Origin of the sequence: Providencia sp. PROV252 (assembly GCF_033676005.1) — a bacterium.
Lineage (GTDB): Bacteria > Pseudomonadota > Gammaproteobacteria > Enterobacterales > Enterobacteriaceae > Providencia > Providencia vermicola.
This window is the reverse complement of the sequence record NZ_CP096294.1, coordinates 412,519-435,167: the sequence shown is the minus strand read 5'-3', so window position 1 is coordinate 435,167 and position 22,649 is coordinate 412,519. Positions and strand designations below refer to the sequence as shown.

Annotated in this window: 21 protein-coding genes and 1 riboswitch; of the genes, 15 read left to right on the top strand and 6 right to left on the bottom strand. The window is 43.1% G+C overall.

Translation table 11 applies throughout. The features are described 5' to 3' along the window. Nucleotides 1–8 precede the first annotated feature (8 nt). From M1F05_RS01930 to thiH, 12 genes are all read left to right on the top strand, one after another. A complete protein-coding gene (locus M1F05_RS01930; protein WP_206086793.1) occupies nucleotides 9–824 on the top strand; it encodes an alkaline phosphatase family protein in 816 nt (271 codons plus the stop codon). Continuing rightward, nucleotides 824–1,726 carry an ABC transporter permease gene (locus tag M1F05_RS01925; RefSeq protein WP_206086794.1) on the top strand — a complete coding sequence of 301 codons (903 nt, stop codon included), beginning with the start codon at nucleotides 824–826 and terminating at the stop codon, nucleotides 1,724–1,726. The genes M1F05_RS01930 and M1F05_RS01925 overlap by 1 nt, the downstream gene beginning before the upstream one ends. Next, the gene (locus M1F05_RS01920; protein ID WP_206086795.1) at nucleotides 1,716–2,540 is read left to right on the top strand and encodes an ABC transporter permease; all 825 of its coding nucleotides are present in this window, start codon (nucleotides 1,716–1,718) and stop codon (nucleotides 2,538–2,540) included. Before M1F05_RS01925 ends, M1F05_RS01920 begins: the two co-directional genes overlap by 11 nt. Beyond that, entirely contained in the window at nucleotides 2,540–3,556 is a 1,017-nt protein-coding gene (locus M1F05_RS01915; protein ID WP_206086796.1) for an ABC transporter ATP-binding protein, read from the top strand. Before M1F05_RS01920 ends, M1F05_RS01915 begins: the two co-directional genes overlap by 1 nt. Before the next feature lie 18 nt (nucleotides 3,557–3,574). After that, nucleotides 3,575–4,237 carry an HAD family hydrolase gene (locus tag M1F05_RS01910; protein WP_206086797.1) on the top strand — a complete coding sequence of 221 codons (663 nt, stop codon included), beginning with the start codon at nucleotides 3,575–3,577 and terminating at the stop codon, nucleotides 4,235–4,237. A 139-nt stretch (nucleotides 4,238–4,376) separates the two neighbouring features. After that, on the top strand, nucleotides 4,377–5,363 hold the full coding sequence (locus tag M1F05_RS01905; protein ID WP_318825970.1) for a hypothetical protein: 987 nt from the start codon (nucleotides 4,377–4,379) through the stop codon (nucleotides 5,361–5,363). Next, nucleotides 5,364–5,475: riboswitch (TPP riboswitch) on the top strand. 147 nt (nucleotides 5,476–5,622) lie between these two features. Then, nucleotides 5,623–7,608, top strand: coding sequence for a phosphomethylpyrimidine synthase ThiC (gene thiC, locus M1F05_RS01900; RefSeq protein ID WP_206086799.1), 1,986 nt, complete (start codon nucleotides 5,623–5,625; stop codon nucleotides 7,606–7,608). Next, a complete protein-coding gene (gene thiE, locus M1F05_RS01895) occupies nucleotides 7,592–8,257 on the top strand; it encodes a thiamine phosphate synthase (RefSeq protein ID WP_206086800.1) in 666 nt (221 codons plus the stop codon). Before thiC ends, thiE begins: the two co-directional genes overlap by 17 nt. A gap of 74 nt (nucleotides 8,258–8,331) precedes the next feature. Next, a complete protein-coding gene (locus tag M1F05_RS01890; RefSeq protein WP_206086801.1) occupies nucleotides 8,332–9,090 on the top strand; it encodes a HesA/MoeB/ThiF family protein in 759 nt (252 codons plus the stop codon). Further along, complete coding sequence (thiS, locus tag M1F05_RS01885) at nucleotides 9,078–9,278, top strand: sulfur carrier protein ThiS (protein WP_206086802.1); 201 nt, start codon at nucleotides 9,078–9,080, stop codon at nucleotides 9,276–9,278. Before M1F05_RS01890 ends, thiS begins: the two co-directional genes overlap by 13 nt. 2 nt (nucleotides 9,279–9,280) lie before the next feature. After that, nucleotides 9,281–10,051 (top strand): thiazole synthase, encoded by a 771-nt coding sequence (locus tag M1F05_RS01880; protein WP_206086803.1) that lies wholly within the window; start codon nucleotides 9,281–9,283, stop codon nucleotides 10,049–10,051. Continuing rightward, nucleotides 10,048–11,169, top strand: a complete 1,122-nt coding sequence (gene thiH, locus M1F05_RS01875) for a 2-iminoacetate synthase ThiH (protein ID WP_206086804.1) — start codon at nucleotides 10,048–10,050, stop codon at nucleotides 11,167–11,169. Before M1F05_RS01880 ends, thiH begins: the two co-directional genes overlap by 4 nt. 54 nt (nucleotides 11,170–11,223) lie before the next feature. On the opposite strand, the gene M1F05_RS01870 is transcribed toward thiH, so the two are convergent. The 6 genes from M1F05_RS01870 to M1F05_RS01845 form a co-directional block, all read right to left on the bottom strand. Further along, nucleotides 11,224–12,525 (bottom strand): uracil/xanthine transporter, encoded by a 1,302-nt coding sequence (locus tag M1F05_RS01870; protein WP_206086805.1) that lies wholly within the window; start codon nucleotides 12,523–12,525, stop codon nucleotides 11,224–11,226. Nucleotides 12,526–12,783: 258 nt separating this feature from the next. Beyond that, the gene (locus tag M1F05_RS01865) at nucleotides 12,784–13,362 is read right to left on the bottom strand and encodes a DJ-1/PfpI family protein (protein ID WP_206086806.1); all 579 of its coding nucleotides are present in this window, start codon (nucleotides 13,360–13,362) and stop codon (nucleotides 12,784–12,786) included. An 88-nt stretch (nucleotides 13,363–13,450) separates the two neighbouring features. Then, nucleotides 13,451–14,305: a tagatose bisphosphate family class II aldolase gene (locus tag M1F05_RS01860; protein WP_206086807.1), complete on the bottom strand. Its 855-nt coding sequence runs from the start codon at nucleotides 14,303–14,305 to the stop codon at nucleotides 13,451–13,453. A 115-nt stretch (nucleotides 14,306–14,420) separates the two neighbouring features. After that, a complete protein-coding gene (locus M1F05_RS01855; protein WP_206086808.1) occupies nucleotides 14,421–15,887 on the bottom strand; it encodes a DUF2264 domain-containing protein in 1,467 nt (488 codons plus the stop codon). 63 nt (nucleotides 15,888–15,950) lie between these two features. Then, nucleotides 15,951–17,558 carry a sulfatase gene (locus M1F05_RS01850; RefSeq protein ID WP_318825969.1) on the bottom strand — a complete coding sequence of 536 codons (1,608 nt, stop codon included), beginning with the start codon at nucleotides 17,556–17,558 and terminating at the stop codon, nucleotides 15,951–15,953. A 23-nt stretch (nucleotides 17,559–17,581) separates the two neighbouring features. Next, nucleotides 17,582–18,817, bottom strand: coding sequence for an anaerobic sulfatase maturase (locus tag M1F05_RS01845; protein ID WP_206086810.1), 1,236 nt, complete (start codon nucleotides 18,815–18,817; stop codon nucleotides 17,582–17,584). A 527-nt stretch (nucleotides 18,818–19,344) separates the two neighbouring features. On the opposite strand from M1F05_RS01845, the gene agaR reads away from it, so the two are divergent. From agaR to M1F05_RS01830, 3 genes are read left to right on the top strand one after another with little or no spacing between them, the layout of a single operon-like run. Then, the gene (gene agaR, locus M1F05_RS01840; protein ID WP_206086811.1) at nucleotides 19,345–20,121 is read left to right on the top strand and encodes a transcriptional repressor AgaR; all 777 of its coding nucleotides are present in this window, start codon (nucleotides 19,345–19,347) and stop codon (nucleotides 20,119–20,121) included. Nucleotides 20,122–20,172: 51 nt separating this feature from the next. Next, nucleotides 20,173–21,456: a tagatose-bisphosphate aldolase subunit KbaZ gene (gene kbaZ, locus M1F05_RS01835; protein WP_206086812.1), complete on the top strand. Its 1,284-nt coding sequence runs from the start codon at nucleotides 20,173–20,175 to the stop codon at nucleotides 21,454–21,456. Between the two features lie 8 nt (nucleotides 21,457–21,464). Beyond that, complete coding sequence (locus M1F05_RS01830; RefSeq protein ID WP_206086813.1) at nucleotides 21,465–22,649, top strand: SIS domain-containing protein; 1,185 nt, start codon at nucleotides 21,465–21,467, stop codon at nucleotides 22,647–22,649.

The following is a 22,649-nucleotide window of genomic DNA, read 5'->3' as shown; positions in this document are numbered from 1 at the left end:
AAAGTCTGATGTCTGAAAAAGTCATACTTGTTGTCCTAGACGGCTTAAGTTATTCAGTAGCCCATCAGTGCATGGGCTATCTCAATGGACTTATCAAAGCCGATAGCGCAACACTTTATCAATTGGAGTGCGAACTCCCTTCCATGTCCCGCCCGTTGTATGAATGCATTTTAACAGGTGTGCCGCCAGTGAAAAGCGGGATCGTCAACAATGAGGTTGTACGTTTATCCCACTTTGACAGCATTTTCTCTCTCGCACGTCTTGCAGGCAAAACCACAGCAGCTGCCGCTTATTATTGGGTGAGCGAGCTATATAACCGCGCACCATTCGTGGCGACTCGCGACCGCTTTACGCACGATGAATTGCTCACTATTCAGCACGGCTGTTTTTACCAAGCAGACAGCTACCCCGATGACCATCTCTTGCTGGATGCAGAGTATTTGCGTAACCAATTTGATCCTCACTTCTTGTTGATTCACCCGATGAACATTGACGATACAGGGCACAAGTTCGGGTTTGATTCACCGCAATACCGCAATGCAGCTCGTCATGCCGATATTATTTTGTCGAATTACATCCCAACATGGATTGAGCAAGGCTATCAAATTCTTGTCACTAGTGACCATGGCATGAACAATGACCGTAGCCATGGCGGTACACTCCCCGAAGAGTGCTGGGTTCCGCTGTTTGTTATGGGTTCAAAATTTGCCCATCAGCCTTGTGATATTCAGCAAACTGACATTTGTGGCACAGTATGCCGTTTATTGGGTATCGACCCGCTCGACAAGCCTGTGTGTGATGCGCTATTACAAGGAGATGCATGATGGCTGACCTGACTGCGCCCTACGAGCAAGCCCAACCACAGCTGGGGAAAATGGCCATGTTAAAAAAAACCTTTGCCCGTTTTCATTGGCGCGCAGCATTACTCTTGTTGCCCTTTTTTGTATTGTTTGGCCTATTTCAACTCGCCCCGATGATTTGGGTGTTTATCAACAGTTTTATCTATGAAGAAGCCTGGTCCTTAGGTAATTACTTTGATGTGTTTACCAATGATTTTTACCTGCAAGCCTTCGAAAATACCTTATGGTTATCGTTGATTTGTAGCGTGATCGGTTTGTTTATCGCTAGTGTTACCGCCTTTTCTATCTACAAGATGCAAGGCAAGGTGCGCCGAATGATGATTTCATTCACCACTATGGCAAGTAACTTTAGCGGCGTTCCGCTGGCCTTCGCGTTTATCATTATTTTGGGCTTTAATGGCGCAATCACTTTGCAGCTCAAAGCGTGGGGGATTATCGAAGATTTTAATATCTACAGCGCCAGCGGGTTAATGCTGCTTTATGTCTATTTTCAAATTCCACTCGGTGTATTGTTGCTCTACCCTGCCTTTGATGCCCTCAAACCTGAGTGGGAAGATGCGGCAAAAACCATGGGGGCCAGCAAATTAACCTATTGGTTGAAAGTCGCTATTCCAGTGCTTTCCCCAGCTTTACTTGGCACTTTTATTATCTTAATTGCCAATGCGATGGGTGCGTACGCCAGTACCTATGCGTTAACCAGCGGTAACTACAACCTTGTGACCATCCGTATTGCCAGTTTAGTGTCTGGTGATTTATTCCTCGAGCCAAATATGGCGGCGGCGTTATCTGTCCTACTTATCGCGATCTTAGGGTTTATCACGGGTATCCATCATTGGTTAATCAAGCGGAGCTACCATGCAAAATAACAATGTGATTAGCCCTACCATAACCAATAAGAACTCTGGATTATGGTTTCATAAGTTAGTGCTAATCAGTGTTGCCAGCTTATTAGCACTGCCTATTATTGCTACGTTTGTGTATTCCATCGCCAGTTCTTGGGGCGCAACCGTGTTACCCGATGCTTTGTCCATTAAATGGTATCTGCAATTGTGGCAAGACCCGCGGTTTTTAATGGCATTTGGCCGTTCGTTGATTATCTGTTTTGGCACGCTGTTAATCAGTACCTTGGTCATTTTACCGATGACATTTGCTGTGTTTTATCGCTTTCCCAAGCTAAAAGGGCTAATGGATTTATTGATTATCCTCCCTTTTGCGATCCCCCCCGTGGTGTCGTCCGTCGGTTTATTGCAAATTTTCGCGGATGAACCATTTATGTTAGTGGGCACTCCATGGATCTTAATTGGCACCTATTTCACCATCACACTGCCATTTATGTACCGCGCCCTCGCCAATAGTTTTCAAGGGATTAACTTACATGACCTAATGGATGCGGCACATTTGCTGGGGGCAAATACCTTTAATGCTTTCATGATGATTGTGCTGCCAAATATTCGCAAAGGCATGTTGGTTTCATTATTAATTTCATTTTCATTTTTGATGGGTGAGTTTGTGTTTGCCAATATTTTAGTGGGAACACGTTATGAGACCTTGCAAATCTACTTGTTCAATATGCGCCAAACCAGTGGGCACTTCACTTCTGCACTAGTGATGTCTTACTTCTTATTTACGTTATTGCTGACGTGGTTAGCAATGCGTTTAAATCGTTCAGGAGATGAATGATGAGCTATGTTATTGCTGAAAACTTAACGAAATCTTTCGGGTCAAATCAGGTCTTCGCCGATATTCAATTTACCATTGAAAAAGGCGAATTTATCACCCTATTAGGGCCAAGTGGTTGCGGGAAATCAACGTTATTACGCAGTATTGCAGGCCTTGAGCAACCTAATAGTGGTGAGCTTTATATTAACCACAAAAATATTACTCACCAACCTGCCCAACAACGCGGTGTGGGCATGGTGTTTCAAAGCTATGCGCTATTCCCCAATATGACCGTCGCAGACAATATCGCCTTCGGCTTAAAAATACGTAAAATCGATAGCAACGAAAGAACCAAAGCCGTTGCAGAAGTAATCGAACTGGTTGAATTACAAGGTAAAGAGCAGCAATTTCCCCACCAATTGTCAGGCGGACAGCGCCAACGCGTGGCACTAGCAAGGGCGCTAGTAATGAAACCGCAAATTTTATTACTCGACGAGCCGTTATCCGCCCTTGATGCACGCATTCGTAAGCATTTGCGCCAGCAAATTCGACATATTCAGCGGGAACTTGGGCTAACGACGATTTTTGTCACCCATGACCAAGACGAAGCGATGATCATGTCTGATAGGATCTTTTTGATGAATAAAGGGCAGATCGTACAAAGTGATACGGCAGAGAATATTTATACCCAGCCAGCGAACGAGTTTGTTGCTCGTTTTATGGGGCACTACAATTTGGTGGATGCTCACAAAGCCAATACCATGTTAGGGTTAAATTTACAGGGTACACTCGCCATCCGCCCTGAATCTATTTATGTGAAAGAAGCGGGTCGCCAATATGGTACACATATTTCTCACCCTGTGGATGCCGTGATTTTAGATCATCAGTTGCTTGGCAATATTATTCGTTATAGCGTGAATACCCCTGTAGGAGATATGACCGTCGACCTACTCAATCGCTCTTCTGAACGTTTATTTGAACCTGGCACCCGCCTTGAGTTAATGTTTAATAAAAATGAAATTCGCGCACTTAGCTAATCATACGATAGGAATATAATGCAAAACCAATTAGCCATTTTTGACTTAGATGATACGTTGATTCAAGGGGATAGCAGCGTATTGTGGACACAATACCTGTGGGATAAGCAAATCATCAGTGACCCGCAGTTTGTGGAAGCCGATAAAGCCATGATGGCGCAGTATAATGCAGGCACTTTGGATATGCCGACTTACCTGCATTTTAACCTGCAAACCCTCGCTAATATCAAAACGGAACAAGTGGATATCTGGCTGGATGATTTCGTGCAAAGCGTGGTTTTACCAAAGATCTACCCTGAAGCGAGTCAAACGATCGCCCGCTACCGCGCCAAGGGGATCCCGATTATTGTGATCTCTGCAACCGTTTCATTTATTGTCAAAAAGATCGCGGCTCAACTCAATGCCGATGTCGCCATGGGCATTGATATTAAGCAGCAAAATGGCTGCTATACGACCGAAATTGATGGTATTCCAACCTTTAAGGAAGGTAAGGTTAAACGCCTTATGAATTGGGTTCGCCACCAGCCAATCACCGATGCGTATGTATACTTCTACACCGACTCTGCTAACGACCTCCCGATGTGCCAATTCGCCGACGAAACGTTTATTGTCAACGGCGACCACCGACTTCTCCAAGCCGCCAATGAAAATAATTGGCCGCAATATCAGTGGGATTTATAAACCTTATTGTTATCCGAACCTTGATATCAATTTTTTAGGTTTTAGGTTTTAACTAACTTGCCTTTCAAAGGTTCCTCTAAATTATTCGTGCTAGAGGAAGGAGATAAATAGAATTATCCCAAGGAGCATACATAAGTATGTGACTTGGGGAGCCGAGTGCAGCCAACGCACTTATCGCTTGAAGAATGACGAGGAAATAACCTTATTCCACTTTAATTTCCTCTTTCCTCTAAATAATTCAAGTGAGAAGAAGGCGGTAAACGAGGATATCCCAAGGAGCATACACAAGTATGTGACTTGGGGAGCCGAGCGCAGCCAACGCACTTATCGCTTGAAGAATGACGAGGAAATAACCTTATTCCACTTTAATTTCCTCTTTCCTCTAAATAATTCAAGTGAGAAGAAGGCGGTAAACGAGGATATCCCAAGGAGCATACACAAGTATGTGACTTGGGGAGCCGAGCGCAGCCAACGCACTTATCGCTTGAAGAATGACGAGGAAATAACCTTATTCCACTTTAATTTCCTCTTTCCTCTAAATAATTCAAGTGAGAAGAAGGCGGTAAACGAGGATATCCCAAGGAGCATACACAAGTATGTGACTTGGGGAGCCGAGCGCAGCCAACGCACTTATCGCTTGAAGAATGACGAGGAAATAACCTTATTCCACTTTAATTTCCTCTTTCCTCTAAATAATTCAAGTGAGAAGAAGGCGGTAAACGAGGATATCCCAAGGAGCATACACAAGTATGTGACTTGGGGAGCCGAGCGCAGCCAACGCACTTATCGCTTGAAGAATGACGAGGAAATAACCTTATTCCACTTTAATTTCCTCTTTCCTCTAAATAATTCAAGTGAGAAGAAGGCGGTAAACGAGGATATCCCAAGGAGCATACATAAGTATGTGACTTGGGGAGACGAGCGCAGCCAACGCACTTATCGCTTGAAGAATGACGAGGAAATAACCTTATTCCACTTTAATTTCCTCTTTCCTCTAAATAATTCAAGTGAGAAGAAGGCGGTAAACGAGGATATCCCAAGGAGCATACACAAGTATGTGACTTGGGGAGCCGAGTGCAGCCAACGCACTTATCGCTTGAAGAATGACGAGGAAAGCTTATACTGAAATCTCTTGTCGGAGTGCCTAGCATGCATAGCATCAGGCTGAGACCGTTAATTCGGGATCCGCGGAACCTGATCGGGTTAATACCCGCGAAGGGAACAAGAGTAATCACTCAGCGCCATTTTTGACCTTTTCCTTTTGGTGAAAATTTAAACGCAACGTCTTTTTTATTACTCCTCCGAACTCCTGACAAGCAACTTTCTTTCGATAAACCCGCTTGGTGCGCTTTGCATCATAGCCGTGACAATGTCAGGAAATTGCTATGTCCAATATTACAAATAATGTTATACCGACCGCTGATTTATCCCCACAAGCTGCACCTGCTCGCACGCGTAAGGCCCAACGTGACGCCGCTGAAAACTTTATTAACACCGTTTCTGGTGTTTCATTTCCGAATTCTGAACGTATTTATCTCCAAGGTTCAAGAGACGATATTCAAGTCCCGATGCGAGAAATCCAGCTTTCGCAAACCCTCATTGGTGGCGACAAAGATAACCCGCAATTTGAAGATAACGAACCCGTTCCTATCTACGATACCTCAGGCCCTTACGGCGACCCAACATCAGAACTCAACGTTCACAAAGGCCTGAAAAAAATTCGCGCACCGTGGATAAACGAACGTTCAGACACCACCGAAGTCGAAAACTTAAGTTCTGACTTCACACAACAGCGTCTCGCTGATGCGGGTCTCGACCACTTACGCTTTAACAACCGCCCACACCCATTAAAAGCGCAAACCAACAAATGCGTCACCCAACTTCACTACGCTCGTAAAGGCATCATTACCCCAGAAATGGAGTTTATCGCCATCCGCGAAAATATGGGTCGTGAACGTATTCGTGGTGAGGTTTTGCTGCAACAACATCCAGGGCAAGGCTTTGGGGCTAATTTACCCGAAAATATCACGCCTGAGTTTGTTCGCCAAGAAGTCGCCGCGGGTCGCGCCATCATCCCAGCCAATATCAATCACCCTGAATCTGAGCCGATGATTATTGGCCGTAACTTCTTGGTGAAAGTGAACGCCAATATCGGCAACTCGTCGGTCACTTCATCCATCGAAGAGGAAGTGGAAAAACTGATTTGGTCAACGCGCTGGGGCGCAGATACCGTAATGGATTTGTCCACGGGCCGCTACATCCATGAAACCCGTGAATGGATTTTACGTAATAGCCCAGTCCCCATCGGCACAGTTCCCATCTACCAAGCCCTTGAAAAAGTCAATGGCGTAGCGGAAAACCTGACGTGGGAAATGTTCCGCGATACGTTATTAGAACAAGCCGAGCAAGGCGTTGACTACTTTACTATCCATGCTGGAGTCTTGCTGCGTTACGTACCAATGACCGCTAAACGCTTGACGGGCATTGTCTCGCGCGGTGGTTCTATCATGGCAAAATGGTGTTTATCTCATCACCAAGAAAACTTCCTGTACGAAAACTTCCGCGAAATTTGTGAAATTTGTGCCGCTTACGACGTTTCCTTGTCATTAGGTGATGGCTTGCGCCCAGGCTCCATCCAAGATGCAAACGATGCCGCACAATTTGCCGAACTTCATACCCTTGGTGAGTTAACCAAAATTGCGTGGGAATATGATGTCCAAGTGATGATTGAAGGCCCCGGCCACGTACCGATGCAGATGATCCGCCGCAACATGACGGAAGAGTTGGAGCATTGCCACGAAGCCCCATTCTATACCTTAGGGCCGCTCACAACCGATATTGCACCAGGTTATGACCACTTTACCTCAGGCATTGGTGCAGCAATGATCGGCTGGTTTGGTTGTGCAATGCTCTGTTATGTCACACCAAAAGAGCATTTGGGCCTGCCGAACAAAGACGATGTTAAACAAGGGCTTATCACCTATAAAATTGCAGCGCACGCAGCTGACCTTGCCAAAGGCCACCCAGGTGCACAAATTCGCGACAATGCCATGTCAAAAGCACGTTTCGAATTCCGTTGGGAAGACCAATTTAACTTGGCATTAGACCCCGAAACCGCACGTAAATATCACGATGAAACCTTGCCACAAGCTTCGGGGAAAATTGCCCATTTCTGTTCAATGTGTGGGCCGAAATTCTGTTCGATGAAAATCTCCCAAGAAGTACGTGATTACGCAGCCCAAAAAGAAGCAAACGAAAAAGAAGCGGGTATGGAACAGATGTCTGAAGCCTTCCGAGCCCACGGTAGCGAGCTATACCATGGCGCAGAAATTGTGAATGCAGAGGTCGCTGATAATGAAAAAATCGCCTAATCCTATTATTACGCCAACATCGCCATTTCCCGAAACCGAGCAATACCTCGGTCTCTACCCTGTTGTTGATTCCGTTGAATGGATTGAACGCCTGCTTAGTGCAGGTGTTTCCACCCTTCAATTACGCATCAAAGACAAAGCGGATGCTGATGTACGCGATGATATCCAAAAAGCTATTGCTTTGGGTAAAAAACATAACGCACGGTTATTTATCAACGACTACTGGCGCTTAGCTGTGGAGTTTGGCGCTTACGGCGTACACCTTGGTCAAGAGGATTTGGAAACCACTGACTTGCTGGCAATCCACCAAGCAGGGCTTCGGTTAGGCATTTCAACCCACGATGAACATGAGTTAGCCATCGCCAAATCCGTGCGCCCCTCTTATATTGCAATGGGGCATATTTTCCCCACACAAACCAAAGAGATGCCGTCATCTCCTCAAGGATTGGAAACGCTAAAAGCGATGGTTGAGGCAACACCTGATTACCCAACTGTCGCCATTGGTGGAATATCCATTGAGCGCGTACCTGCTGTTTTAGCAACAGGTGTTGGCAGTGTGGCACTGGTCAGTGCAATTACCAAAGCCGATGATTGGCGGGCAGCCACTGAAACGTTACTGAATTTAATTGAGCGTCATCGCGCTTGTTAATTAATTCACAATCAAATAATTAGCCGTGTATTTAGTGAAATAGACACACGGTTGATAATTCGAGGAATTTAATCATGTTAAGTGACCAAGAATTCATGCGTTACAGCCGCCAGCTATTACTTGAAGACATTAGCCCTGAAGGGCAACAAAAACTGAAAAATAGCAAAGTGCTGATTGTCGGTTTAGGTGGGTTAGGCTCTCCCGCATCCCTCTATTTAGCTAGTGCAGGCGTTGGCGAATTATGGCTTGCTGACCACGATAACCTGCATGTCTCTAATTTACAAAGACAAGTGCTCTACAATACTGATGATATCGAACAGTCAAAAGCCCAACTTGCAGCAAAGAGGCTTCATCAACTCAACCCGCTCGTGAAAACACGAGCAGTTGTGCAAAAACTAGAAGTTGAAACATTAATCCCACTCGTTGAGCAGGTCGATTTAGTGCTTGATTGCTGCGATAACATGGCAACACGCCATGCCGTCAATGCCGCCTGTGTCATGACCAACACGCCACTCGTTAGCGGTAGCGCAGTGGGCTTTGGTGGACAGCTAATGGTGCTCGAACCGCCGTTTAGTTCAGGGTGTTACGCCTGCCTTTACCCCGATCAAGATGAACCTGAGCGAAACTGCCGCACAGCGGGAGTATTAGGGCCTGTCGTTGGTGTTATCGGTACGCTACAAGCACTTGAAGCCCTTAAATTACTTGTCGGGTTGCCTTCATCTTTAAGCGGAAAACTACGCTTGTTCGATGGAAAACAACAACAGTGGAACACTTTGCAGTTAACGCCTTCGCTGCAATGTCCAGTTTGTCGGGAAGAAGCATGCATATCCTAATTAATGACCAAACTATGGCGCTTGATGCCCCGCTGACTGTCAACCAGTTATTTGAGACGCTAGGCCGCTCCAGCGCTGGCACAGCGCTGGCTATCAACCAAGTGATCATTCCAAAGAGTCAGTGGGATTCTCATCTCATTAATGACCAAGACAATATCTTGTTATTTCAAGCTATCGCTGGGGGCTAACAATGTTAAAAATCGCCGATTTTACCTTTCAATCACGTCTATTTACAGGAACAGGAAAGTTTGCCAATGCCAGGCTAATGCAAGATGCCATTCAAGCCTCAGGTAGCCAATTAGTCACCATGGCCATGAAACGAATTAATTTGCGTGGACAGGATGATGGTATTTTACAACCTCTTCAAGAGCTTGGCGTAAAGCTTTTACCCAATACATCGGGGGCAAAAAACGCCCAAGAAGCGGTATTTGCTGCCCGCCTTGCTCGAGAGGCACTGGGCACCAACTGGGTCAAACTCGAAATTCACCCTGATATGCGCTATTTATTACCCGATCCTATCGAAACCCTGCTCGCCGCGGAGCAGCTCGTCAAAGAAGGGTTTGTGGTATTACCTTATTGTAGTGCAGACCCTGTACTGTGCCGCCGTCTTGAAGAAGTTGGCTGCGCGGCAGTCATGCCATTAGGTGCGCCTATCGGCACCAATAAAGGCTTAGCCACTAAAGAGATGCTGCGGATTATTATCGAGCAAGCCACCGTGCCCGTTATTGTCGATGCAGGGATTGGCGCACCGAGCCACGCCGCAGAGGCTATCGAAATGGGGGCTGATGCGGTGTTGGTGAATACCGCGATTGCCGTTGCCAAGCACCCCATTTTAATGGCGAAAGCCTTTAAACTTGCCGTCGAGGCCGCTGAACTAGCTTATCAAAGTGGATTAGCTGCACCGAAGCAACAAGCCCAAGCTTCCAGCCCACTCACCAGCTTTTTGGAGGCATTATCATGATCCCCCGTTTCCAAGAGCGCTTAAGTACATTGGATTGGGACGACACAACACTGCGAATCAATAGCAAAACCGCCCACGATGTAGAACACGCTTTAGCGAGTGATATCCTCACCCTCGATGATTTTATGGCGCTACTCTCCCCTGCTGGACGCTCTTATGTCGAGGCAATGGCACAAAAAGCACAAAGACTCACCCGCCAACGTTTTGGTCATGCGGTTGGGTTTTACGTTCCTCTTTATTTATCCAATCTATGCGCAAACGATTGTACTTACTGTGGTTTTTCGATGAGTAACAAAATCAAACGCAAAACACTCAATGATGCTGAGATAATCAATGAGTGCGAAACGATCCGCAAAATTGGGTTTGATAGCTTATTGTTAGTCACAGGGGAACACCAAAGTAAAGTAGGGATGGATTATTTCCGCCATACTTTGCCTATCATTCGCCCTTATTTCAGTTCGTTGATGATGGAAGTGCAACCATTAAGCACTGACGAATATAAGGAATTGAAAACATTGGGCTTAGATGGTGTGATGGTGTATCAAGAAACATACCATGAGCCAACCTACCAGTTGCATCACCTCAAGGGTAAAAAACAAGATTTCCACTGGCGTTTAGCCACCCCTGAACGACTTGGTGAAGCTGGTGTGGATAAAATTGGTCTTGGGGCATTAATTGGTTTATCTAATAGTTGGCGCACCGATTGCTACATGGTGGCCGAGCATTTACTGTATTTACAGCAATATTATTGGCAAAGCCGCTATTCCATTTCATTTCCGCGTTTGCGCCCTTGTGCGGGTGGCGTTGAGCCTGCATCACTGATGAATGAAGCGGAATTGGTCCAACTCATTTGTGCCTTTCGGTTACTTGCCCCCAATGTTGAGCTTTCACTGTCGACTCGTGAGTCTCCGTACTTTCGCGACCATGTAGTACCACTCGCGATTAATAATGTCAGCGCAGGCTCAAAAACCCAACCAGGGGGTTATGCAGATACCAAAGAAGAGCTAGAACAATTTTCCCCAAATGATAACCGCAGTGCCGCACAAGTAGCGAATGCACTTGTGCAAGCCGGTTTACAGCCCGTTTGGAAAGATTGGGATGGTTATTTAGGCCGTTAGAATTTTACTGAAAAAGAGCATTAGCTGCACAACCGCTTAGTGCTCTTTTATTATTTAGGAGATTTTATCCCACTTGATCGTATTTTCTAAAATAAGAGCCAATATAATGCCTATAAGTAACCCATTACCCAGTAAAGAACTAAACATTGTTGGTAACGAATTTAGTACCGCAGCAGGTGCTGACATCAAAAAAATGCCAATAAAAATAGGTAATGCGAGGCGATAAATATTACGTGCATTTAATTTCATATCCGTCAGAAATGAAAATGACGAAAATAATAACGGCAAATAAGTTGCTAACATAACCGCGCTACCAATGGCTAACGGCAAAGAGCGGAAAAATTGAGTCAATACTGCAACCCCGCCCACACATAAGAAAATAAGGCTGCCAATAGTAAAAGAGATACGTGAACAGTCTTTTGTTTGAGTAATTAAACCAATTGATGAAACAAACGGTGAAAAAGGCACTACGCCTATCGGCGCTGCTAATATTGTTACAACTCCTGACATCATAAAACTACGCCGATATAAGGACTTAACGGGTAATGAATTAGGGTAAAAAACATCCGTTCCGCGCATTGCTCCAAACGTATTTGATGTGTTTAATATCCCAGCCAAAATCGCTGTTATCACAATGCTTATATTAATTTCATCAGAGCGGCCTAATGGAAATAATACCCATTCCCCTGATGAAACAGATGATATCGTGCTACCAAATAACCCACTATAGGCAACCCACCCTATGATTGTTCCAATCAATAATGCATATTTGCTAATATTCACGGGTAAATACACAATTACCCCTATCACAAATATCAGTACTGCGAGCGCCAAAAAGAATACAGGATAATTAACTGTAATATTTTCACTGCCAACACCAAAGGGTAGCCCTAACATTCCTTTTAAAAAAATAGTGACCAGTTGCGCGCCAAGTAAAAACATAAAGACCACCAGCACACCAGGCTTGAACAAACCCGCTAACCAACCACCAAGACCGCTTAGGCCAATAAGAATAGTAATAATCCCAGACAGAAAAATCCCCATGGCTAAACTCCATCCAATCGTCTCAAGAGGAGTTCCTTGCATAGATTCTGACAAAGTTACGGTTAAAATTGTTGCCCACCACAACCCTGTTGGCCCCTCCATCACGGAGCGTTTATGGCCTATAAATGCTTGCAACAAGCAAGCTAAAGCTGTTAATAAAAAAGCATACTGAGTAATAACAAACGTGGTTTGTGGTGACAAATGAAAAGCAGACTGTAACGTCGGGGGAATAACAACCGTATTACAAAAGATAAAAAAGAACCATTGAAAGCCAGAAATAATATTATTTTTTGTAATAGCAATATTCCGCATTTTCATTCCTTACTGGTGATTATATATCTGACCAGCTTAATGTTTATAACGGAAAATTTCTAATTTAAATCTAATTGTTATGATATTTATAAATCATCATTTATTCTTATCATTATAAAAAATAGCTTCATACGCTATTAATTCTCTATTTTTATTTTCATTCGACTAGTTGATAAAAATAAAGCGGGGGAAAATATTATTCCCGCTTTATTTATTACCTTTATTGCCGATATAAAAGTACGTAGTTACCAATAAAAATTATAGATAGGAAAGCGGCCAGTGTTTAAAATAAATATGCTTAGCTTGCCAATCCACTTTATCAATATTGTCGACCAATAAATGTTTTGCAACTGTAAATGCAAATTCAAAACTCACACCAAGCCCTTTTGCACTGATAAACTTTCCATCAACAACAACATCCTGATCAAGATAAATACCATCATTAAATTTTTCAGCCAGCTTGTCGCCTGTACTGTAGTATCTCCCTTCCAGTAACTCGTGTGCGGCTAATACCTTTGCGCCTGAAGAGCATAGTGCACAAATATATTTATCCTCATGTATATGCCGACGAAGAAAATCAACCACCTTTTCATTCGCATACAAGCGATCAGTTCCTTTTGGCCCCCCAGGCATCATCACCGCATCATAACTATGGGCTAGCTTATCGACTAAAAGATGATCTGCACTAATTTTAGTACCAAAATACGTATTTAAAACAAGCGTATCCATGCAAGACAGCACATCTACATGAATATCTAACCGGCGCATGACATCAATGAAAACGACCGCTTCTCCTTCCTCAAAACCATCAGCGAGTAAAACAGCAACTTGTTTCATAACATTCCTTTTTTTAAAAAGATCTACTGCGTATCATCAACAACAAATTTGGTTTATACATCAAACAAATTCAGATTATTTTGGCTTATTAAAGTGTTCCATCACTTTTACAAACACGAATTTTATCCATCACAACCGCTTTCATCGCCGCCTTTCCGGGAACCAGATAATGACGGGGATCTGTCGCTTCTGGGTTTTCAATGAAATACTGCTTAATTGCATCAGAAAATGCGATTTTGAGTTCTGTTGCGACATTGACTTTACAAATTCCAAGCTCAATACAATGCCTAACATCCGCATCAGGGATCCCCGAAGCACCATGAAGCACTAAAGGCACATCTGTTTTTTTACGGATTGCTTCTAGCCTAGCGAAATCCAGATGTGGCTCACTTTTGTACATACCGTGAGCTGTTCCGATTGCAACGGCTAATGAATCAATACCCGTTCTTTGAATAAAAGTAACGGCGGCATCAGGGTCAGTAAAAAGCGCATCCGCGGCATCAACAACTAAGTCATCTTCTTGTCCGCCTAAACGCCCCAGCTCCGCTTCTACTGTGCAATCCCATTGATGACAGAAATCAACAACCCGTTTAACGATTTGAATATTTTCATCAAACGGAAAATGAGAAGCGTCAATCATCGCAGAGCGCACCCCCGCAGAGACTTTCTGGAAAATATCTGGAATATCTTCATGATGATCGAGATGTAAAGCGACTGGGACTTTATAGCGCTCAGCCGCTTGCTGACAAATAGCAATCAAGTAGTCACTTCCTGCATAAGAAAATGTACTCGGTGTCCCCGCTAAAATAACGGGAGACGCCATTTCTGCGGCAGTTTCCATAACAACTTGAATGGTCTCCAAATTGTGAATATTAAATGCGGGAACTGCATAGCCTCCCAGTTGGGCTTTGTTCAACATATTACGGGTAGATACCAAGTACATAGTCGCCTCTTAACTTTCGATTTATTTCGATTAATATTAAACGAAAGAATAGGAAAGGTAAAAGATCTAAATCACATTTCCATCCCTTTCGCACTGAAAGCAAATGAAAGAAAGGCTAGAAGTAGTGAGCCATTTTAGAGCTATAACTCGTGACTCCTTTACGTAACAGATTGTTTTTAGGGCGCCTTGATTGACCTAATAGCATTTCAACTACTTTCTGAGAACATAACTGCTTTTCTAAGCGACGTGTCAGAGGAGATTGTTGTTTGAGGTAATCTTCACGAAATATCACAGTAACCTCTTGTGTTTCTTTCACACCAATAACCGTTGCTGCAATGGACGATATTTCGAAATGAAAGTCTGAGTGTTCAATTGGCAGCGGACTGCTAGGGCTATCCCAAAGTTGAATGCGGTTGCCACAATACAAAGCAATAATCACTGCACGTAATGACCAAAAACTACTCGCAGGACCACTATAATTATCGACTAAGCGGGCATCATAACCAAATAAACCTTGAGTTGGCGCTCCTGCTTTTAAAGCACCATGGCCAATAAAATAACGTAAAGTGCTTTCTAGTGCATTTTTAGCCTCACCCACACTCACTGCATCACCACCTAAATCAACGCCTGCAAGTAAAGGTGCGGACACCGCGAGGCGATAACATGCACTGCGGCCAAAAAAGGGGATCCCTTGTGGTGTCATAAAATAACGATAATGATGGTTAAACTGATTTAGTGAACTACGAATGAATTCTTCATCGAAGTCTGGGCAAATTTGGTTTAGCCAATATAATGAGTAGTAAAATCCCCATGCATTGTAATAATCGAAGTTACCTTTCGCGCCATCTCGAAACCAGCCATCACCCACGTAAAATTGTTTTACTCTTTCATACCGCCACGTTGCAATGGCATCTCGACCAGTGAGAGCTTGGAGCACAAATTGCACAGTAAGCGGGAAAAGGTGCCAGTTATTATCAACGATATCGCAATGATTAACCTGTTCAAACCACTCAATAATTCGTTGTTGCGCAAGGTTATCTAATTTTTCCCATACCCACTCACGACTCAACCAGAGAGTCAGCGCTAAATCTGCAGATTCACAAATTTTTTGGTCATAATTTTCAAGCCTTCCCCAATAGCCTTTATGAGTAGGGTCTGTACCATGTAAAAATGCATTTTTGATGATTTCAGAAAGGTCAATTGATGCTAAATTTAACCCATTCAATGTTGCTTTTTGGCTGTGAACTAGCCATGAAGCAAGTAAAGGTAGTACCCTACTAACCCCTTCTAGGGCATCAGTTCGCACTGTTTGCTGGCCTGGGCTACCAGGGTAGTAAGCGTGGGAGTAACCCCATGTTTGATAATGAACAAAAGCTTCCGTGGTATAGCGTACTAATAATTCGCAAAGAACTGAAAGGGGTTGATTTTCATCTTGAAAGGCTTTGGTGATGTGGTTATCGTTACATTGATAGGCTGACTTTCTAATTAATCTTCGAATGATATTCTCTTTGAATAACTTCTGATAAATTTTGATATCAGGGTGTTCATAAGGCAGCTTTGGGCGTTCAGTCGGTATTGTCATACGTATTTCTCTATGATGCAAACAGGCGCATCCTTGCGCGCAGATTAAAATAAAATCTTGTGTTTATTTTGCTGATTCAATCAGAACTTGGTAACGATCTTGCCCCCATACAACGGGTTTAGGCTTATCTTTAACCCATTGATAATAAGCAGATTTTAACTCTTTTACTTTTTCTGGATATTGCGCCGCTAAATCATTCGATTCGGCTGGGTTTTGTTTATCATTGAATAATTGAAGCTGGTTAGAACCATCATCATAAAAATAAAGTGCCCATTCCCCATCACGGATCGCCCATGAACCTTTCGATAGTTTTTCTAAATTTGGGTTGTTTGGAATTTCTTTGCGTTGATAAGTGATCCATTCATGGTAGCCATGCCAAAAATCTTGGTTTTCTTCGCTGTAATGTTTCGTCCCTGGCCCTGTCCAATACAGGTAGTCATGTGGTGACTTTTCTGTTTTACCCATTAAGAGTGGCATAATATTTTTGCCTTCAACCTTCATGCTATCAGGTATGGAGATCCCTGCGTTTTGTAATGCAGTTGGTAAGATATCAATCGCAGAGACCATCGCATCACTCTGTTTACCCGCTGGAATATGCCCTGGCCAATAAGCGACAAATGGAACACGTACACCACCATTAAACATTTGTCCTTTAAAGCCTTTATCCATCGCATTCATTGGCATTGGCGACTCATGCACCGCGCCATTGTCAGAAATAAAGAAAATTAGCGTATTATTTAATTCACCATTTTCCTTTAGCGTGTTGATAATTTTGCCAATTCCCTCATCAGCCGCATTTAATGCAGCAAAATATTTGTCGGCTTCAACATTACCCGTGTTGAATTTATCCATGTATTTCGCTGGCGAGGCTTCTTCTAATGGGATGTGTGGTACGCTGTATGAAAGATTGATAAAGAAAGGTTTATCTTTGTGCCCATCAATGAAATTAATAGTTTCATCCGTTAGTAAATGCGTGGTATAGCCAGACGCTGGCACATTTTCACCATTTCGCCACATTACCGGAGAGTTCCAAAGTGCCGCTCCCGATGCATAGAAACTATACGCATAATCGAAACCTCTTTCATGAGGTGAAAAACCAGGCTCTGGTGTCGAAATCATATTATCGTGATAATCACGAGTTTGCTTTTCTGATGCAATTTTAGGTTTTTTCAAGACCTTCGCATTATGCCATTTCCCGATACTAGCTGTGGCATAACCATTTTCTTGGAATAGTGCCGGTAATAGTTTGATGTCTTGTGGAATACCTAACATCGCATCATCATTACTGTAAGTGCCAAAGCTCGCAGGAGAACGCCCAGTAAAAATACCCGCTCGTGATGGGCCACAAACAGGATGAGCAACAAATGCATTGGTCATCTTAATTCCACCAGCAGCCATATCCGCAACATTTGGCATTGCCACTCTTGCTGCTTCCACCATCTGATTAATATCACCCTGATAACGCTGTGGTGACGGGCGCTGTGCAAGTTCTTTGACATCAAGACTATCAAGCACAAAATCGAGCTGCCCTGTTCCTAAGTCATCCATGATAATCAATAAAACATTCGGCTTTTCTGGTGTCCCGCCCGCATTCGCCGCAATGGGAGGCACTAGGCTACTCGCTGCTATCAATCCAGCTAGCAGGCTTCTCTTCATAGAAGGTAATCTCACAAAAATATCTCCAGATAATATGATTATTGCTTGTAAGCATGCTGTATTGCACCCAGTGCATCACTGGCTAAAGCGCCACGTGATATCGCTTGGCGCATTAACTGCATACCTAAAGCGGTATGATGAAAAATCTTTTTATATGAATGACATAAATAATTATGGCGATATTTTTCACCTTCTATCGCCGTGATCCGGTGCTTAGGGCAACCACCATAACAAAGGCTTTGAACCTCACAGCGCTGGCAAAGATTAGTTAGCTTGTCATATTTATTTTGCCCAAAACGGACTTGCTGCTTAGAGGAGACAATACGAGAAAGGGAGTGTTGTTGTACGTTACCTAATCGATTTGCGGGGTACACATAGTGGTCACAGGAATAGACATCCCCATTAGATTCAATAATCAGCGCTTGCCCACACGTTTTAGATTGCACACAGGTTGATGCTGGATAGCCCATCCAAGTCCCTAATAAGCTATCAAATAGACGAATATAAACTTTGCCAATATCTCCTTGATGGATCCATTCATCAAAAACATCAGCCATAAACTGCCCATAACCTTCAGCGGGCACTGAAAAAGGTGCCATTACGGCATTTGGCCCAGGTGCATAATGGCCACCTTGGATATGAGGAAAGCGCCTATCCACCTCAACAATAGGGATAAACTGAAAAAACGTGGAACCCAATGCTTTCAAAGCACGGTACGTTTCTTTCCCTTTCCGCCAATTTTGGTCATTAACAACGGTTAAGGTATTAAATTCAACACCATATTCAATCAAAAGCTGAATTGCTTTTTTAACACGCTCAAAAGTTGGGTTGCCATTAACGGAAATTCGATATTTATCATGAACTGCTTCTAAACCATCAATAGATACACCGATTAAAAAATGATGATCTGCAAAAAACTGCGCCCATTGCCGATTAATCGCTATCGCATTAGTTTGCACACTGTTTGTGATGGTTTTTCCTTGGGCATATTGCTTTTGATATTTTACAACTCGCTCAAAGAATTCGAGCCCTGCAAGTGTTGGCTCACCACCTTGCCATGAAAAATCGACCTGCTCACCTGCATGGGACTGGATATAGTCTTTGATATAACGACGTAGCACGTTATCAGGCATAACGTCATGTTGGTCTTGCGCAGGTTGCTCGTGAAACACATTTTCTTTTTCCAGATAAAAACAGTATTCGCATTTAATATTGCAGCGATAACTCGTGGGTTTCGCCATCATATGAAAGTAAGTGGGTTGGTTTGCAGGCATTTAAATTAATCCGAAACAGTCAGGTTATTTTTATAGCATTACCCAAAACACGAAAAATCAAAAGAGATTGAAATCACAAAACAGCAAAATGAAAGAATTTGAAAGAAAGTAGTTTGAGTTAGAACAATTGAAGAGAGTATAAATAACATACAGTAAACCGCTGACTTTTGTTTTTGATTTAAAGAAACTTCTCTTCCTTTCGAAATTTAAATATCACCTTCACACTTTATGCCGATTTTTGAGCTTATATTCCGCGAATTTTTTGCAAATATTGCTAATATTTATGCAAAACACCGAGTTTGCTCAGTAAAAGTACAATTATTGATACTTTATTGATTGGATACTTTCTTATTCGAAGATATGATATTTAAAATTTGAAAATATCCGTAAGCAAACAACACGCAAATCGAAACTTTGTGAAAGAGATCAAAAGTTTTGTTTTTTTTCGTTGTCGGTATTTTTTAGCGTAGTAAACTTAATTCGAAATCAAATGAAAACAAATCATTTGGCTTCGTAAGGAGACGAAAGTGAAAGCGGCAGTTGAACGGCGTATGGAAATCCTCGACATGATTAACCAACAAGGTAAAGCACGAGTCGAAGATTTAGCCGAAATATTTAAAGTTTCAAGTGTCACCATCCGTAGCGATTTAAGCTTTCTTGAAAAGAATGGTTATGTGGTCCGCTCCCATGGGGCAGCAATTCCGAATACTGGGTTTATTGCTGAACTAAGCATCCACGAAAAGCGTGGGCAGAATGCGGGCACAAAAACATTAATAGGGGAAGCCGCCGCCGCGCTCATTAATGATGGCGACACGATCATTTTAGACTCGGGGACAACGACACGGGAAATTGCGACACACTTAAAGTCGCGGGATAACGTCGTTGTCATGACTAACGGTTTAGATGTCGCAATGGAGTTAGCAACAGCCGCAGGCGTTGATGTACTAATGACTGGCGGCGCATTGCGCAAAAATGCTTTATCGTTTTCTGGCTCACAAGCAGAAAATAGCCTCAGAAATTATCGTTTTGACAAGGTTTTTCTTGGGGTTGATGGATTCGATTTACGCGTTGGTATCACAACACACAATGAACAGGAAGCTAGCCTTAACCGGTTAATGTGTGAAATCTCGGAAACAGTTATTGCGGTTGCTGATTCTACGAAATTTGGTAAGCGCAGTTGTCATATGATCCGTGAATTCGCTGATATTGATGTTTTGGTGACAGACTCTGGCATTCCTGAAGAATATGTCCAAGAGTTGAAAAACCATAAAATTGAAGTAGTCATCGTCGATAAAGAGCAATAATTCGCTAACTCCATTAACAATACAACCGTGTTGATTGTGGAGTTAGTATTAATGCATCCTTTAGAAAAGATTGTTCAGCAAAATAAACTTGGTAAACAGAATGGTATTTATTCTGTTTGCTCAGCCCACCCATTTGTGATTGAAGCATCATTGCACCAAGCGCTGGATAATGATTCCTTTCTTTTAATTGAAGCCACATCGAATCAAGTTGACCAATTTGGTGGCTATACGGGTATGACTCCGGCTGATTTTTTCAATTATGTAGTTGAAAAAGCAGAAAAAATCAATTTCCCTCTGAATAAGTTAATTCTTGGTGGTGACCATTTAGGTCCTAATCGTTGGCAAGGGCTTAATGCCGCTGATGCCATGAATAATGCGGATGTCTTAATTGAGCATTACGTTGCCGCAGGGTTCAAGAAAATCCACCTTGATTGCAGTATGTCCTGTGCAGATGATCCCGTTCCACTCACGGATGAAATTGTTGCACAACGTGCCGCCCGACTCGCCGTTATTGCAGAAAAGACCGCCAAAGAAAAATTCGGTTACAGCGATATCGTGTATGTTATTGGTACAGAAGTTCCTGTACCTGGTGGAGCAACTGAAGATCTTGAAGGCGTTGAAGTGACAGCCCCACAAGCCGCGAAGAAAACATTAGACTGCCATGCGAAAGCATTCGAAAAAGCAGGTATCAGTGATTGCTGGACACGTGTTATTGGCCTAGTCGTTCAACCTGGCGTGGAGTTTGACCATATTCATGTTATTGATTACCAACCCCAAAAAGCACAAGCCTTGAGTAAAGTTGTTAATGACTATCCTCACCTCGTTTTTGAAGCACACTCAACCGATTACCAAACACCAGATGCCTATAAGCAGCTCGTTCAAGACCACTTTGCCATTTTAAAAGTTGGCCCTGCTTTAACATTTGCTATGCGAGAAGCACTCTATTCTCTATGTGAAATTGAGGATGAAATGTTCCCGACGGAACAGTGTTCCCACTTAAAAGAGAAAATGGAACAGCTGATGTGCCGTGAGCCCGAATTTTGGCAAAAGTACTACCATGGTGATGCCCAGCAGCAAGCGTTTGCACGCGTTTATAGCTTTAGTGACCGAATTCGTTATTACTGGCCTGATAAAGAAATTAACCAAGCCATAGAAACACTGATGGCTAACTTATCTTCAAAACCGATCCCTTTACCACTTTTAAGCCAATACATGCCGCATCAATTCCAACAATTGAGAGAAGGCATGATCGACGGCTCAGCGAAGTCCTTTATTTTTGCAAAAATTCGCGACGTACTTTCGGTATATGCCGATGCATGTAAATTTAGTCACTGAGGTTTGACATGGAATATTTAAGCTATCAAACACCTGAACTCGAAAAGCTAAACGCATTCTGGACAGCAAAAGAAATTGAACAACAACCTGAGTGTTGGGAAAAAACAAACCAGCTAATACAAAAGCAACGCGCTGAAATTGATGCATTTTTAGCTAAAGTACTTCAGGCATCAAACGCACGGATTATCATGACAGGTGCTGGAACATCAGCCTTTGCAGGGCGCGCTCTTGCCCCTGTTCTAACAGGCCATTTAAAACGTCGCGTAGATGCCATTGCCACCACGGATTTAGTTGCCGACCCAAAAGAATATTTAGCGGAAGACGTACCAACGTTACTCATTTCTTTTGCTCGCTCGGGCAATAGCCCCGAAAGTGTTGCCGCCCTCGATGTGGCAGAAAAATGCTTAACTCAATGTTATCACTTAGTTTTAACCTGTAACGAACAAGGACAGCTATATCGTTATTGCCAAAATAATACCCATGCATTAGCCATTTTAATGCCTGAAGAGTCAAATGACCGTTCATTAGCAATGACGTCAAGCTTTTCATCCATGATGATGGCTGCACTGTGTATCTTCTTAACCGAATCCTTCTATTTAAACGAAATTAAACCTTATTTCCAAGATTATCACGACAGTTATACCCAATTTAACCGTCGTATCCGAGAAGATTATGCAGGTAAATTTAAACGAGTCATTTATTTAGGTAGTGGTGGCCTACAAGGATTAGCACAAGAAGCCGCCTTAAAAATGTTGGAATTAACGGCTGGTAAGGTCGTTGCTAACTTCGATACTCCTTTAGGCTTTCGCCATGGACCGAAATCTATCGTCAATAAAGAAACGTTGGTCGTGCTGTTTCTGTCAAACGATAAATACACCAGACAGTATGAAACTGACTTATTAAGAGAGGTAATTCACGATAATGCTTCAGCAAAAGTGATCGCGGTCACCTCCTCTTCTGATGACACACAAATAGAAGAAAGTTTTGTTTATATTAAAAAAATGGAGAAATGCTCAGACTCAGCCCTGTTTTTTCCTTATTTAATGTTAGCACAGGCCTTTGCATTCCATAGTTCCATTGCACTGGGGAATACACCTGATAACCCATCTCCAACTGGAGAAATTAATCGAGTTGTTCAAGGTGTCACTATTTACCCGTTCTCATATCAAGAAGATGGCGTCATACCTTCTTAA

What these genes read in the sequence shown, in the direction of transcription:
- M1F05_RS01930 (WP_206086793.1), top strand. Translation starts at nt 9, where the DNA reads ATGTCTGAAAAAGTCATACTTGTTGTCCTAGACGGCTTAAGTTATTCA.
- M1F05_RS01925 (WP_206086794.1), top strand. Translation starts at nt 824, where the DNA reads ATGGCTGACCTGACTGCGCCCTACGAGCAAGCCCAACCACAGCTGGGG.
- M1F05_RS01920 (WP_206086795.1), top strand. Translation starts at nt 1,716, where the DNA reads ATGCAAAATAACAATGTGATTAGCCCTACCATAACCAATAAGAACTCT.
- M1F05_RS01915 (WP_206086796.1), top strand. Translation starts at nt 2,540, where the DNA reads ATGAGCTATGTTATTGCTGAAAACTTAACGAAATCTTTCGGGTCAAAT.
- M1F05_RS01910 (WP_206086797.1), top strand. Translation starts at nt 3,575, where the DNA reads ATGCAAAACCAATTAGCCATTTTTGACTTAGATGATACGTTGATTCAA.
- thiC (WP_206086799.1), top strand. Translation starts at nt 5,623, where the DNA reads ATGTCCAATATTACAAATAATGTTATACCGACCGCTGATTTATCCCCA.
- thiE (WP_206086800.1), top strand. Translation starts at nt 7,592, where the DNA reads ATGAAAAAATCGCCTAATCCTATTATTACGCCAACATCGCCATTTCCC.
- M1F05_RS01890 (WP_206086801.1), top strand. Translation starts at nt 8,332, where the DNA reads ATGTTAAGTGACCAAGAATTCATGCGTTACAGCCGCCAGCTATTACTT.
- thiS (WP_206086802.1), top strand. Translation starts at nt 9,078, where the DNA reads ATGCATATCCTAATTAATGACCAAACTATGGCGCTTGATGCCCCGCTG.
- M1F05_RS01880 (WP_206086803.1), top strand. Translation starts at nt 9,281, where the DNA reads ATGTTAAAAATCGCCGATTTTACCTTTCAATCACGTCTATTTACAGGA.
- thiH (WP_206086804.1), top strand. Translation starts at nt 10,048, where the DNA reads ATGATCCCCCGTTTCCAAGAGCGCTTAAGTACATTGGATTGGGACGAC.
- M1F05_RS01870 (WP_206086805.1), bottom strand. Translation starts at nt 12,525, where the DNA reads ATGCGGAATATTGCTATTACAAAAAATAATATTATTTCTGGCTTTCAA.
- M1F05_RS01865 (WP_206086806.1), bottom strand. Translation starts at nt 13,362, where the DNA reads ATGAAACAAGTTGCTGTTTTACTCGCTGATGGTTTTGAGGAAGGAGAA.
- M1F05_RS01860 (WP_206086807.1), bottom strand. Translation starts at nt 14,305, where the DNA reads ATGTACTTGGTATCTACCCGTAATATGTTGAACAAAGCCCAACTGGGA.
- M1F05_RS01855 (WP_206086808.1), bottom strand. Translation starts at nt 15,887, where the DNA reads ATGACAATACCGACTGAACGCCCAAAGCTGCCTTATGAACACCCTGAT.
- M1F05_RS01845 (WP_206086810.1), bottom strand. Translation starts at nt 18,817, where the DNA reads ATGCCTGCAAACCAACCCACTTACTTTCATATGATGGCGAAACCCACG.
- kbaZ (WP_206086812.1), top strand. Translation starts at nt 20,173, where the DNA reads ATGCATCCTTTAGAAAAGATTGTTCAGCAAAATAAACTTGGTAAACAG.
- M1F05_RS01830 (WP_206086813.1), top strand. Translation starts at nt 21,465, where the DNA reads ATGGAATATTTAAGCTATCAAACACCTGAACTCGAAAAGCTAAACGCA.